Annotated in this window: 14 protein-coding genes; 7 read left to right on the top strand and 7 right to left on the bottom strand. The window is 75.9% G+C overall.

Annotation, left to right across the window (positions count from 1 at the left end; translation table 11 throughout):
- Positions 1–4 precede the first annotated feature (4 nt).
- Both ABD160_RS01395 and ABD160_RS01390 read left to right on the top strand, forming a co-directional pair.
- Entirely contained in the window at positions 5–811 is an 807-nt protein-coding gene (locus tag ABD160_RS01395; protein ID WP_344017683.1) for an FAD binding domain-containing protein, read from the top strand.
- Positions 808–3,540 carry a molybdopterin-dependent oxidoreductase gene (locus tag ABD160_RS01390; protein ID WP_344017682.1) on the top strand — a complete coding sequence of 911 codons (2,733 nt, stop codon included), beginning with the start codon at positions 808–810 and terminating at the stop codon, positions 3,538–3,540. Before ABD160_RS01395 ends, ABD160_RS01390 begins: the two co-directional genes overlap by 4 nt.
- Before the next feature lie 12 nt (positions 3,541–3,552).
- Here ABD160_RS01390 and ABD160_RS01385 read toward each other — a convergent pair whose 3' ends face one another.
- The gene (locus ABD160_RS01385; RefSeq protein ID WP_344017681.1) at positions 3,553–4,176 is read right to left on the bottom strand and encodes a PadR family transcriptional regulator; all 624 of its coding nucleotides are present in this window, start codon (positions 4,174–4,176) and stop codon (positions 3,553–3,555) included.
- Between the two features lie 79 nt (positions 4,177–4,255).
- Here ABD160_RS01385 and ABD160_RS01380 point away from each other — a divergent pair, with 79 nt between their 5' ends.
- Complete coding sequence (locus tag ABD160_RS01380) at positions 4,256–4,495, top strand: hypothetical protein (RefSeq protein WP_344017679.1); 240 nt, start codon at positions 4,256–4,258, stop codon at positions 4,493–4,495.
- A 34-nt stretch (positions 4,496–4,529) separates the two neighbouring features.
- On the opposite strand, the gene ABD160_RS01375 is transcribed toward ABD160_RS01380, so the two are convergent.
- Positions 4,530–4,754: a hypothetical protein gene (locus ABD160_RS01375; RefSeq protein WP_344017678.1), complete on the bottom strand. Its 225-nt coding sequence runs from the start codon at positions 4,752–4,754 to the stop codon at positions 4,530–4,532.
- A 237-nt stretch (positions 4,755–4,991) separates the two neighbouring features.
- On the opposite strand from ABD160_RS01375, the gene ABD160_RS01370 reads away from it, so the two are divergent.
- Positions 4,992–5,903: an MEDS domain-containing protein gene (locus ABD160_RS01370; protein ID WP_344017677.1), complete on the top strand. Its 912-nt coding sequence runs from the start codon at positions 4,992–4,994 to the stop codon at positions 5,901–5,903.
- Positions 5,904–5,945: 42 nt separating this feature from the next.
- On the opposite strand, the gene ABD160_RS01365 is transcribed toward ABD160_RS01370, so the two are convergent.
- Positions 5,946–6,680: a PIG-L deacetylase family protein gene (locus tag ABD160_RS01365; RefSeq protein ID WP_344017676.1), complete on the bottom strand. Its 735-nt coding sequence runs from the start codon at positions 6,678–6,680 to the stop codon at positions 5,946–5,948.
- A gap of 55 nt (positions 6,681–6,735) precedes the next feature.
- The gene (locus tag ABD160_RS01360; protein ID WP_344017674.1) at positions 6,736–7,464 is read right to left on the bottom strand and encodes a DUF4190 domain-containing protein; all 729 of its coding nucleotides are present in this window, start codon (positions 7,462–7,464) and stop codon (positions 6,736–6,738) included.
- Positions 7,465–7,637: 173 nt separating this feature from the next.
- Between ABD160_RS01360 and ABD160_RS01355 the strand changes: the two genes are divergently transcribed.
- Positions 7,638–8,315, top strand: a complete 678-nt coding sequence (locus ABD160_RS01355) for a maleylpyruvate isomerase N-terminal domain-containing protein (RefSeq protein ID WP_344017673.1) — start codon at positions 7,638–7,640, stop codon at positions 8,313–8,315.
- Between the two features lie 47 nt (positions 8,316–8,362).
- On the top strand, positions 8,363–9,211 hold the full coding sequence (locus ABD160_RS01350) for a CBS domain-containing protein (protein ID WP_344017672.1): 849 nt from the start codon (positions 8,363–8,365) through the stop codon (positions 9,209–9,211).
- Between the two features lies 1 nt (position 9,212).
- Here the strand turns inward: ABD160_RS01350 and ABD160_RS01345 are convergent, their stop codons facing one another.
- Together ABD160_RS01345 and ABD160_RS01340 are read right to left on the bottom strand one after the other, a co-directional pair.
- A complete protein-coding gene (locus tag ABD160_RS01345) occupies positions 9,213–9,527 on the bottom strand; it encodes a hypothetical protein (protein WP_344017671.1) in 315 nt (104 codons plus the stop codon).
- Positions 9,528–9,707: 180 nt separating this feature from the next.
- A complete protein-coding gene (locus ABD160_RS01340; protein WP_344017670.1) occupies positions 9,708–11,375 on the bottom strand; it encodes an FAD-binding dehydrogenase in 1,668 nt (555 codons plus the stop codon).
- Positions 11,376–11,423: 48 nt separating this feature from the next.
- Here ABD160_RS01340 and ABD160_RS01335 point away from each other — a divergent pair, with 48 nt between their 5' ends.
- Positions 11,424–12,083, top strand: coding sequence for a class II aldolase/adducin family protein (locus ABD160_RS01335; RefSeq protein ID WP_344017669.1), 660 nt, complete (start codon positions 11,424–11,426; stop codon positions 12,081–12,083).
- Here the strand turns inward: ABD160_RS01335 and mtnA are convergent.
- Entirely contained in the window at positions 12,013–13,116 is a 1,104-nt protein-coding gene (gene mtnA, locus ABD160_RS01330) for an S-methyl-5-thioribose-1-phosphate isomerase (RefSeq protein WP_344017668.1), read from the bottom strand. The genes ABD160_RS01335 and mtnA overlap by 71 nt on opposite strands.
- Between the last annotated feature and the right edge of the window lie 68 nt (positions 13,117–13,184).

The following is a 13,184-nucleotide window of genomic DNA, read 5'->3' as shown; positions in this document are numbered from 1 at the left end:
ACCGGTGGACCTCGAGACCGTCGGCACCTTCCGCCGGGCGCGCCGGCGCGCCGACCTGGCACTGGCACCGGGGGAGCGGCTGCTCGGCGGCGGCACCTGGCTGTTCTCCGAGCCGCAGCCGGACGTCACCGGCCTGGTCGATCTCACGACGATGGGCTGGGAGCCGATCACCGGCACCCCCGGCGGCGGCCTGGAGATCGCCGCGACCTGCCCGATCGCCGATCTCGCGGAGTTCGGCGAGCGGACCGGGCGGCCGCTGTTCGCGCAGTGCGCGCACGCGCTGCTCGCGTCCTGGAAGATCTGGCACACCGCGACCGTCGGCGGGAACGTGTGCCGCTCCTTCGCCGCCGCCGGGATGGTCGCGCTGTGCGCGGCGCTGGACGGGACGGCGCTGGTGTGGACCCCGGACGGCGGCCGGTACCGCATCCCGGTGGCCCGGCTGGTCACCGGGAACGGGACGAACGCGCTGCGCCCCGGCGAGGTGCTGCGCGCGCTGGAGCTGCCCGGGCCCGCGCTGCGCGCCCGCACCGCGTTCCGGAAGATCGCGCTGGCCGATCTCGGCCGCTCCGGGGCGGTGCTCACCGGGCGGATCGACACCGAGGCCGACGGCGGCGCCGCGGTGTTCACGGTGACCGCGGCGACCGCGGCGCCCACCGTGCTGCGCTACCCCGGACCGCCCGGGCCCGACCGGCTGCGCGCCGACGTGCTCGCCGCGCCCGGCTACTACACCGATCCGCTGGGCAGCGCCGACTGGCGGCGGCAGGTGAGCGCGCTGCTGCTCACCGAGATCCACGACGAGCTCGCCGCATGAAGGTCCGGATCAACGACCGTGAGCTGGAGGGCGAGCCGCGGCCCGGCCAGTGCACCCGCACCTTCCTGCGCGAGCACGGCCACCTGGAGGTCCGGAAGGGCTGCGACGCAGGCGACTGCGGTGCCTGCACGGTGCTGCTCGACGACCGCCCGGTGCACTCCTGCCTGATCCCCGCGCAGCGGCTGGACGGCGCCCGGATCACCACCGTCGCCGGGCTCGCCGACGGCGACGTGCTGCACCCGGTGCAGCGCGCGTTCGTCGAGCACGCCGGGTTCCAGTGCGGGTTCTGCACGGCCGGGCAGATCGTCACCGCCGCCGCGCTGACCCCGGACGATCTCGACGACCTGCCCCGCCGGATGAAGGGCAACCTGTGCCGGTGCACCGGCTACCGCTCGGTGCGCGAGTCGATCGAGGCCGGCGTCCGGGCGGCCGCCGGGACCGGGCCGGCCTGCGCCGGGCCGGCCGGGCCTGTCGCGGCCGGCACCGGCTGGGTCGGCGAGCCGGCGCCCGCACCGGCCGCCGGGCGGATCGTCACCGGGGCCGAGCCGTTCACCTTCGACACCGACCTGACCGGGGCGCTGCACCTGCGGGTGCTCACCTCCCCGCACGCGCACGCCCGGATCCGGTCGATCGACACCGCCGCCGCGCTCGCGGCACCCGGGGTGGCACTCGTCCTCACCCACCGGGACGTGCCGGACGTCCGCTACTCCACCGCCCGGCACGAGCACCGCACCGACGACCCGGACGACACCCGGATGCTCGACGACGTCGTGCGGCACGTCGGCCAGCGGGTCGCCGCCGTCGTCGCCGGGACCCCGGCGCAGGCCGAGGCGGCCTGCCGGCTGATCGAGGTCGACTACCAGGTGCTGCCCGCCGTCCTCGACCCGGAGGCCGCCCGGGCCCCCGGCGCGCCGCTGGTGCACCCGGACCGCACCCCGGCCGACCGGGTCGACGACGCGTCCCGCAACGTGGTGCTGGCCCTGCACGGCGGGCACGGCGGCGACGTCGACGCGGCGCTGGCCGCCTCGCACGTCACGGTCTCCGGCACCTGGCGCACCTCCCGCGTCGCGCACGCCCAGCTGGAGTGCCACGGCGCGATCGGCCGGTTGGACGACGACGGCCGGCTGGACATCCGCTCCGGCACCCAGGTCCCGTTCCTCACCCGCGACGAGCTCGCCCGGGTGCTCGGCCTCGATCCCGGCCGGGTGCGGGTGCGCACCGCGCGGCTCGGCGGCGGCTTCGGCGGCAAGCAGGAGATGTTCGCCGAGGACCTGGTCGGGCTCGCGGTGCTGCGCACCGGGCGGACCGTCGTGCACGAGTTCACCCGGGCCGACGAGTTCACCCGGACCGCGCTGCGGCACCCGATGCGGGTCGGCGTCACCCTCGGCGCCGGCGCCGACGGCCGGCTCACCGCGATGAAGCTCGACGTGCTGTCCGACACCGGCGCCTACGGCAACCACTCCCGCGGGGTGCTGTTCCACGCCGTCGCCGAGTCGGTCAGCGTCTACAACTGCCCGGTCAAGCACCTCGACGCCGAGGTCGTCTACACCCACAACGTGCCCAGCGGCGCGTTCCGCGGGTACGGGCTCGGGCAGGTCGTGCTCGGCGTCGAGTCCGCCATGGACGAGCTCGCGCTCGTACTCGGCGTCGATCCCTACGAGCTGCGCCGGATCAACATGGTCCGGCCCGGCGACCCGCTGCACGTCGCACACCACCCGGAGCCCGAGCACGACCTGCACTGGACCAGCTACGGCATGGACCAGTGCCTGGACCTGGTGCGCGACGCGCTGGCCCGCGATCCCGGCCCGCCCCCGCCACCGGGGCCGCGCTGGCGGGTCGGCGAGGGCATGGCGCTGAGCATGATGACGACGATGGCGCCGTTCGGGCACGCCGCCACCGCCACCGTCACCGCGCTGCCCGACGGCCGCTACCGGCTCGGCGTCGGGACCGTCGAGTTCGGCAACGGCACCACCACCACACACCGGCAGATCGTCGCGACCGTGCTGCGCACGGTCCCGGACCGGATCGTGCTGCACCACGGCGACACCGACGCCTGCGGCTACGACACCGGCGCGTTCGCCTCGGCCGGGACGACGGTGGCCGGCAAGGCGCTGTACCGGGCGGCGCTCGCGCTGCGCGACCGGCTGCTCGCGCTGGCCGGGCCGGGCGCCGAGCTGCACGCCGACGGCGTCCGCACCCCGGACGGCGACCGCACCTTCGCCGAGCTGCTCGCCGGCCTGCCGGACGGGCTGACCTGCGAGGGCAGCGAACCGGGGGAGGAGCGGGCGATCACCGCGAACGTGCACGGCGTGCGGGTCGCGGTGGACGTCGGCACCGGCGAGGTGCGGGTGCTGCGCGCGGTGCACGCCGCCGACGCGGGCACCGTGCTGAACCCGGAGCAGCTGCGCGGCCAGATCGAGGGCGGTGTCGCGATGGGCACCGGCAGCGCGCTGCTGGAGGAGGTCCACGTCGGGGAGTCCGGGGAGGTGCTCAACGCCGCGTTCCGCACCTACCGGGTGCCGCAGATGGCCGACGTGCCGCCGGTGGAGGTGCACTTCGCGGCGACCTCGGACGCGCTCGGCCCGTTCGGCGCGAAGTCGATGAGCGAGGCCCCGTACAACCCGGTGGCGCCGGCGATCGGCAACGCGATCCGGCGCGCCGTCGGGGTCCGGCCCTACCACCAGCCGTTCTCCCGGGACCGGGTGTGGCGGCTGGTGGACGGGGACTGAGCCGGCCCGGGATCAGCGGCGGGCGCGCTCGGCGACCACCCGCAGCGCCTCCCGGTCCGGCCCGGCGACGGCCATGTCCTCCGGCCACGACTCCACCACCGACGTCGCCCAGTCGGCCCATCGCTCGGTGGCCTCGGAGATGTCCGACAGGTACCGCCCGACCAGCGTGTTCAGCGCCGCACGCTGCGGGAACGGCGGCTCGTCGCCGAGGTAGCCCTCGGCGATCCCGCCGTCGAACTCGGCCATCTCCCGGGCCCAGGCCCGGGTCGAGGCGATGGTGGCGAGCAGGTCGGCGCGCGATCCGTGATCGGCCAGGAACACCTTGAGCAGCTGCTCGGACTCCAGCACCGGCGGCGCGGCCGGCTCGGCCAGCCAGCGGGCCAGCACCCGCCTGCCCTCCGGCGTGATCGTGTAGACGGTGCGCCGCCTGCGGCCGTGCAGCCGGGTCTCGGCGGTCGCCAGGCCGAGCTCGACCAGCTTGCGCGGCTCCTCGTAGAGCTTGCTGGCCGCCCGCGGCCAGAACCGGGACAGGCTGCGCCGGATCTGGGTGGTCAGCTCGTAGCTGCTCCACGGCTGCACGGCGAGCATCCCCAGCATCGCGAACGACGTCGTGGTCGTCGATCGGCCTCGAACCATGCCCGGACCATTTCATACTCCCCAGGGGAGTGCTCCCCATGGGAGCATGGGACGCTCCGGGGGGCGAGGGGGATGCGCGGTGCGCGAGCGTGACGACGGGGACGGCGACGGCGACAGGGACAGGGACACCGACGGAGGTGGGGGCACCCTCGGGCTGGCCGCGCTGCTGCTGTTCGTGCTCGTGGCGGGCGCCGCGCTGCTGCTGACGATGAGCCCGGCCGATCCCGCGTCCGGGCAGCAGCCGGTGCCCGCGGAGGCGGGCTGCGCCAACGGGTCGTCCGGGGCGCTGTTCGGGCTGGTCTGCGCGGAGGACCGCTGAGCCGGGCCGCGCGGGCTGCCCGGACCGTCCGGGATCAGCTCCGCGCGGCGGTGGACCGCTCGGCGGCGATCGAGCGGCGGTGGTGCAGGACGACCAGCGGGCGGACCGACAGCGCGGCGGCGGCCAGCAGGAGGGTCACCGCGGTCGGCGCGACGGACACCGAGACGATCGTCGCGGCGGAGAGCAGCACCATGAGCAGGCCGGCCAGGACGAGCGGCCGGAGTGCGACCGGGCGCGGTGCCGGGGCGGCTCGGAACATGGTGACCACCTCCAGATCGACGCGCGATGAGCGCGTCCCGAACACCCGAGTTCGGTCCGGCTAACTCTACTCCTCGGCGCGACTGGGGGCAAAGGGTCGCCGGGCCCGGCTCGCCTGCCGCCGTCCGGACACATATCGTGTCCGATACGTCACGACGGGTGGAGTGACGCCCACCCGAACGGGGGTCCGCGTGCAGCCAGTGAGCCCACCGGCACCGGTGACGTGTGGGGCGACCGGGTGACCGGTCCCGATCCGTCGACCCACGTGCTCACCGTCCCGGTCGGCGACGAGCAGCTCTGCGAGTCGGTCGCCGCCTTCCTGGCCGGCGGCCTGGCCGCGGGGGAGCGGGTCGCCTACTTCGACGACGACACCGCCGACGCGGTGCTCGCCCGGCTCGACGACGACGGCATCGACGTCACCGGGCCGCTGCGCACCGGCCAGTTCCAGCTGGTGCCCGGCGAGTTCACCCGCGCCGCGCTGCTCGCCCCGCTCGACGAGCTGGACGGGCTGCTCGAGCACACCGTCCGCTCCGCAGTGGACGACGGCTGGGCCGGGCTGCGGTTCACCGGGCAGATGAACCACGGCCTGACCCGCCCCGGCGGGCACCTGCTCGAGGAGTACGACCGGACCCTCGCCCGGGCGGTCCGCGGGCGCCCGGTGCACGCCCTGTGCGTCTACGACCACCTCCGCTACCCGGACGACGTCATCGACGTGATGCGCACCCTGCACCGGGACGAGGAGCAGAGCTCCCCGCTCTACGACGACAGCCTGCTCCGGATCACCCGGACCGGCCCGGCGCACATCCGGCTCGCCGGCCAGGTCGACCACGGCAACCGGCCGCAGGTCCGCCGGGCCGTCGAGCGGTTCCTGGAGCGGGTCGCGCACGGCGACACCGACACCGACACCGTGGTCGCCGATCTCGCGTCGCTCCGGTTCTGCGACGTCGCCGCCGCGGTCAGCGTCATCCACGCCGCCGACGCGCTGCCGGTCACCCTCCGGCTGCGGCTCGACCACGTCCGGCCGTCGGTGGCCCGGCTGCTGGACCGCTGCGGTGCGCCGTTCGCCGGGCAGCTGGAGGTGCGGGTGCGCGAACCGCGGGCGCTGCGCGTGGCCGACGCGGTCGCGCTCGCCGGTGAACGGCCGTCCTGACCGGGCCGCGGCGGGCCCGTCCGGCCGTGCGCCGGCACCCGGTCAGCGGGTGTCGAGCGCCCGGAACGACTCGGCGAGCCGCCCGTCCGGCAGCCCGGCCAGCTTCGCCCGGGACCGCGCCCAGTCCCGGATCAGCCCGTCCAGGTCCGTCATGTGCGCGGTCTGGCTGCGGTGCGCCCGCAGCGCGGCGATCTTGCGGTCGAACGTGCCGGTGATGTCGACGTGCCGGGCGGTGTCCGGGGCACCCGGCGCGCCGCCGGTCACCCAGACCTCGGCGACGGTGTGCGCGGCGAACCCGGCCTCGGCGAGCTCGGGATGCGCCCACGGGTTGCGCGCGTCCGGGTAGACCGCGCACAGCGCCGCCTCGCCGGTGGCGGTGTGGTCGGGATGGCTGCCGTACATGCTGTCCAGGTCGCGCACCGGCGACGGCACGACGACCCGGTCCGGGCGCACCTGCCGGATCACCCTGGCGAGATCGCGGCGCAGCTCCAGGGTGACCGTCAGCCGTCCGTCCGGGTGGCCCAGGAAGATCAGGTCCTCGACCCCGGCGACGGCCGCCGCGGCCCGCTGCTCGGCCTGCCGGATGCCGCCGATCTCCGAGCGCGGCACGGCCGGGTCGAAGCCGCCGGCGTCGCCGTCGGTGACCAGGCAGTAGGTCACCGCCACCCCGGCGTCGGTCCAGACCGCGACCGTGCCCGCGCAGGAGAAGTCGATGTCGTCGGGATGCGCGGCGATCACCAGCGCGCGTTCGATGCGGGAGTGCTCGTCGTCGGTCACGCCGACATCATCTCCCGCCGGTCCGCGCGGCCGGACCGGCACCGGGCCCCGGCGCTCAGTTCGCGTCCGGCGTGCCGACCTGCTCCTCCAGCCGGTCCTGCCAGTCCTGCTGGCACTGCTGGATCGCCGCCTGGTCGCCGCCCGCCTGCTCGACGCACTCGTAGAGATCGGCCCCGCCGATCGTGGTGAACAGCCCGATCGCGAAGACCGCGGCCGCCACCGCCGCGAGCACGGACAGCACGCCCAGCACCAGACCGGTGATCGCCACGCCCTGGTTGGTCGCGATCCGCTTGCGGACCCGGACGATGCCGATGATCCCGAGCGCGATCGCGACCAGGCCGAACAGGCCGCCGATCAGCAGCCAGAACGTCAGGATCCCGAGGATGCCGAGTACCAGCGCGGCGATCCCGACGCCGTTGCGCGGCGGCGCTCCGCCCGGTCCGCCGTAGCCGGGCTGGCCGCCCGGGAACTGGTCGGGCCGCTGCGGGTAGCCGCCGTAGGGCTGCTCGCCGTAGCCCGGCTGCTGGCCGTAGCCCGGCTGCTGGCCGTACCCGGGCTGCTGCCCGCCGTAGGGCTGTTCACCGTAGCCGGGCTGCTGGCCGTACCCGGGCTGCTGCCCGCCGTAGGGCTGTTCACCGTAGCCGGGCTGCTGGCCGTACCCGGGCTGCTGGCCGCCGTAGGGCTGCTCGTTGCCGGGCTGCCCGGGATACGGGGCCTGGCGGCCCTGCTGGTCCGGGTCCTGCGGGTCCCCCGGCTGGCCCGGGTACGGCGGTGGGCTGCTCACGCTGGTCCTTCCCCGATCCGCACCGGCCGGGACCGGCCGGTGCGGATGGTGCTGCTGACGCTGTCGTCGTCGATGATCCCGGCGTGCCCGCCGCCGGTCCAGGTGAAACGCCCGTCGGTGCAGGTGTGACGCCCGACTGCGGGCCGCGCCCGGGCGTGGTGGGATCGGTGCCCGTGAGCGGAATCGACGAGATCGAGGAGTGGGCCAGGGCCCAGCGCCGGGTGATCGACCTGGTCCGGGACCTCCCGGCGGAGCGGTCGGGACGCCGGGTGCCCGCCTGTCCGGACTGGACGGTGCGCGACCTGTTCTCGCACATGGTCGGCCTCGGCGCGGACGTCGTCGCCGGCGACGAGCCGGACGACCACGACGCCGGGTGGACCGGGCGCCAGGTCGAGCGGCGGCGTGCCGACGACATCGCCACCCTGGTCGCCGAGTGGGAGTCGCTGACCGGCCCGGTGCGCGACTGGATGGCCGCGCACACCACCCGCCCGCTCGCCGACGTGCTGATCCACGAGCAGGACCTGCGCGGCGCGCTCGGCGCACCGGGCGCCCAGCACACCCCGGGCCTGCACGCGCTGCGGGACCGGTTCGCGGGCCGCTTCGCCGGCCGGGTCGCCGGGCTGGCGCCGGTCGCACTGATCGGCGACGGCTGGCGGTGGGTGTCCTCCGGGGACGAGGCCGGCGCCGCGGTGGTCGTCCGGACCACCGACTTCGAGCTGGCCAGGGCGCTGGTGACCCGGCGCTCGGCGGACCAGCTCCGGTCCTGGACCGAGCGCGGCGACATCGGGCCCTACCTGGACGGGTTCGCCCTGCTCGGGCCGTTGCCGGACGCGCCGCTGTCGGAGTCCTGATCCCCGGCCGTTCCACACCGGTACGGTCGCGCGGCTACCGTCGGGGCATGGTGCTGCGAGCGCGGGATGTCATGACCGAACGCGTCGTCACCGTGTGGGCGGACGCGCCGCTCGCCCGGGCCCAGGAGCGGATGGCCGAGTCCCGCTACTCCGCGCTGCCGGTGGTGGACCGGCGGTTCTCGCTGGTCGGGATCATCAGCCTGGTCGACGTGCTGCGGCACCGCGGCGATCCGGAGGCGACCGTCGGCGACGCGATGACCGAGCAGGTCGTCACGATGCTGCCGACCACCAACGTCTCGATCATCGCGCACCGGATGCGGGTCTACGGCGAGCTGCGGCTGGTCCCGGTCGTCGACCGCGGGGTGCTGGTCGGCGTGATCACCCGCAGCGACCTGCTGCGGCACCGGCTGGCCGGCGGCCTGCTCCGCCGGACCGCCCGCCGGTTCGGCGGCGCCGGCCTGATCGGCCCGCTCCCCGAGGCGATGATGCCGCGCGGAGCGGGCCGGGTCGGCGGGCGGCCGCTCGCCTCGCTGCGGGTCGCCGACGTGATGACCGACGGCGGGCTGGTCGCGATCCCGCCGACGCTGGCGCTCGACGAGGCGGCCGAGGTGCTGCTGTCCTACCGGTTCACCGCGGTCCCGGTGGTCGACGACCGGGACCGGCTGCTCGGGATCCTCTCCGAGGCCGACCTGATGCACGGCTCGCTGGACGGCGGCCGCCGCACCAGGGCCCGGACCGTCGACAACGTGATGACCCGCGACGTCGAGGGCGTGCACCCGGACGATCCGCTCACCGACGCCGAGCAGCTGCTGTCCGAGCGCGGCTTCCGGGTGGTGCCGGTGGTCGACTCCGACGACGTCCTGGTCGGCGTGCTCAGCCGCAGCGACCTGCTGTAGGTCAGCCCGCGGGCACGGCCGGCACGGCCGGTGCCGCGGGTACCGCCGGCGCCGCCGGGACCGCGGGGGCCCGGACGTCCTCGCACTTCTGCGCCGCGTCGGCCACCAGCGCGGAGAACACCACCGGGTCCTGCAACGCCTGCTGCGGCAGCGTCGTGAGATCGAGGTGCTCCTGCACGCAGGCGAGCTGCGCGGCCTGGTCGGCCGGGGTCGGCTCCGGCGGCGGGGCGGGCTGGGCGGCGGCCGTGCCGGTCGCCGCCGCGACGACGACGAGACCGGCCGCGGCGACGGCTGCGGCGCGCACGAGTGTCCTCACGATGATCCTGCTTCCTGCGCCGTCCGGCGCGGTCGTGGATGTGCCGCATCGCGGGGGAGCGGTGCCCCGGCGTCCGCGTCGTCCGCGGTGCCCGGATCCTGACCGGCCGGGCCGGTGCCGGCGCGCGGTGTGCCCCGGACGCGTGACACCCGGCCGGGGCCGGTTGGACGCCGGGACGGATCAGGTGGCCAGCGCGATCGCCCGCCCCGCCTGCCGGCCGGAGAACAGGCAGCCGCCGAGGAACGTCCCCTCCAGCGCGCGGTAGCCGTGCACGCCCCCGCCGCCGAACCCGGCCACCTCGCCGGCGGCGAACAGGCCGGGCACCGGCGAGCCGCCGGCGTCGAGCACCCGGCCGGACAGGTCGGTCTGCAGGCCGCCGAGGGTCTTGCGGGTCAGCACGTGCAGCCGGACCGCGATCAGCGGACCGGCCGCGGGATCGAGCAGCGCGTGCGGCGGCGCGGTGCGGGCCAGCTTCTCGCCGAGCGTGCGCCGGGCGTTGTGGATCGCCACCACCTGCAGGTCCTTCGCGAAGGCGTTCCCGAGCTGCCGGTCCCGGGCGACGACCTGGCGGCGGATCGCCTCGACGTCCAGCTCGGGGGTGCCGCCGGTCAGCCGGTTCATCCCGGCGACCAGCTCGTCGAGGGTGTCGGCGACGACGAAGTCCGCGCCGCGTTCCTTGAACGCCTCCACCGGGGCGGTCGCGCCGGGCCGGACCCGGCCGAGGGTGGCCCGGACGTCCTTGCCGGTGACGTCCGGGTTCTGCTCGGACCCGGAGAGCGCGAACTCCTTCTCGATGATCTTCTGGGTGAGCACGAACCAGGAGTGCTCGTGCCCGGTCGCGCGCAGCGCGGCGAGCGTGCCGAGGGTGTCGAAGCCGGGGAAGTTCGGCGCGGGCAGCCGCCGGCCGGTGGCGTCGAGCCAGAGCGACGACGGCCCCGGGATGATCCGGATGCCGTGCCCCGGCCAGATCGGGGCGTGGTTCTGCACGCCCTCGGTGTAGTGCCACATCCGGTCCCGGTTGACGATCCGCCCGCCCGCCGCACCGGTGATGCCGAGCATCCGGCCGTCGACGTACGCGGGGACACCGGTGACCATGTGCTGCGGCGGCGTCCCGAGCCGGTCCGGCCAGTTCGCACGGACCAGGTCGTGGTCGCCGCCGATCCCGCCGGAGGTCACCAGCACCGCGCCGGCCCGGAAGGTGAAGTCGCCGACGACGTGGCGGTTGGTCGGTGCGCCGCGCTCGGCGGTGTCCGGGGCGAGCACGGCGCCGTGCACGCCGTCGACGGTGCCGCCGGTGACCGCGAGCCCGTCCACCCGGTGCCGGAAGCGCAGCGTGATCGCACCGGTGGCGGCGTGCTCCCGGACCCGGCGGACGAACGGCTCCAGCACGCCCGGCCCGGTGCCCCAGGTGAGGTGGAAGCGGGGCACCGAGTTGCCGTGCCCGTCGGCCAGGTGCCCGCCGCGCTCGGCCCAGCCGACCACCGGCAGCCAGCGCACCCCCTGCCCGTGCAGCCAGGACCGCTTCTCCCCGGCGGCGAAGTGCACGTACGCGGTCGCCCACTGGCGGGCCCAGAAGTCCTCGCCCGCCGGGTCGTCGACACCCCGGTCGAAGGCCGCCGAGCCCAGCCAGTCCGACAGCGCCAGCTCCGGCGAGTCGCGGATCCCGGTCCGCCGCTGCTCGGGGGTGTCGACCAGGAACAGCCCGCCGAGCGACCAGAACGCCTGCCCGCCCAGGTTCTGCTCCGGTTCCTGGTCGAGCACCAGCACCGAGCGTCCGGCGTCGGCGAGCTCGGCTGCGGCGACGAGCCCGGCGAGACCGGCCCCGATCACGATGACATCGGCGTCCATGGCGGCGATCCTGCCGGACATCGCTACCGACGGGTAGGGTCGCTGCGCATGCACCCGGACGCCGCGCGCGAGACGCTCTGCACCTGGTCCCGCCGGATGGTGCGCGACGGCCTGGTCGTCGGCACCTCCGGGAACCTCTCGCTGCGCTGCGGCGAGCTGATCGCGGTCACCCCGTCCGGTGTGGACTACGAGACGATGACCGCCGACGACGTCGTGCTGGTCACCCCGGACGGTGCGGTCGCCGACGGGGTCCGGGCCCCGACCAGCGAGCTCGCCCTGCACCTGGCCGCGCAGGCCCGCCCCGGCACGTCCGCGGTGGTGCACACGCACTCGCCCGCGGCAGTGGCGCTGTCGTTGCTGCGCGACGACGTCCCGCCGGTGCACTACCAGATCGCGATGTTCGGCGGCTCGGTGCGCGTCGCCGGGTACGCCCCGTTCGGCAGCGACGAGCTGGTCGCGAACGCGGTCGCCGCGCTCGGCGACCGCAGCGCGGTGGTGCTCGGCAACCACGGGACGCTGGTGCTCGGCGAGCACCTCGGCGCCGCCTACGACGGCGCCCGGCAGCTCGAATGGCTGTGCGACGTGTGGCTGCGGGCCCGCGCCGTCGGCGAGCCGCGGCTGCTGACGGAGGCGCAGATCAGCGTGGCGGGGCAGCGCTTCGCGGCGCAGAAGCGGACGGTGCGGGACTCCACGCCCGGTGCTCGGTGACGATCGCGGTCACCAGCTCGTGCGGGGTGACGTCGAACGCCGGGTTGTAGACGGGCGTCCCGGGCAGCGTCATGAGGGTGCCGCCGTGCTCGCGGACCTCGTCGGCACCGCGCTGCTCGACGACGATGTCGCCGCCGGTCGGCGTGTGCGGGTCGATCGTCTCCTCCGGGGCGACCACCACGAACGGGATCCCGGAGCGGGCCGCCGCGCAGGCCAGCATGTAGGTGCCGATCTTGTTGGCGACGTCGCCGTTCGCGGCGATCCGGTCGGCCCCGGCGAACACCACGTCGACCAGTCCGGTGGCGATCGCCGCGGGGCCCGCCGAGTCGACGCACAGCCGGTGCGGCACCCCGGCCCGCTCCAGCTCCCACACGGTCAGCCGCGCCCCCTGCAGCAGCGGGCGGGTCTCGCAGGCGAGCACCTCGGCCAGTGCCCCGTCGGCGTGCAGGGTGAGGATCGCGCCGAGCGCGGTGCCGCCCGGGCCGGCGGCCAGCGGGCCGGTGTTGCAGACGGTCAGCGCGCGCAGCGGCCGCTCCGGGCAGCGGGCGCGGACCAGGTCGGCGGCCCGCCGGGTGGCCGCGGCGTTGACCGCGGCGGCCTCGGCGGCGACGGCGCGGGCCACGGCGAGCACCGCGGCCGGGGTGGGCGCGCTGCCGGTGGGTGCGCTGTCGGTGCTGGCGGTGCTGGCGGTGCTGTCGGCGCTGCCGTCGAGGACCGCGAGTGCGCGCCGGACCCCGATCGACAGCGGCACCGCGGTGGGCCGGGCGGTCGCGATCCGCTCCGCGTCCGCGCGCACCGCGGCCCGGGCGCCGGGGGTGCCGGTGCCGTGCCGGTGCGCGGCGAGCGCGACGCCGAAGGCGCCGGTGATCCCGAGTGAGGGCGCCCCGCGCACGGCGAGCGACCGGACGGCGTCGATCACCCCGTCGACGGTGGTCAGGTGCAGGTGCTCGGTGCGCTGCGGCAGCGCCCGCTGGTCCAGCAGGACGACGGCCGGGCCGCCCTCGGTCTCGTCGGCCCAGTCCACGATCCGCATTCCGGCGACGGTACCCGCCGGATGATCCACGATCGGGAACCGGAACGGTCGCCGGCCGGACGTCCCGG

Origin of the sequence: Pseudonocardia kongjuensis, assembly GCF_039526905.1 — a bacterium.
GTDB lineage: Bacteria > Actinomycetota > Actinomycetes > Mycobacteriales > Pseudonocardiaceae > Pseudonocardia > Pseudonocardia kongjuensis.
This window is presented reverse-complemented; position numbering and strand designations above follow the sequence as displayed.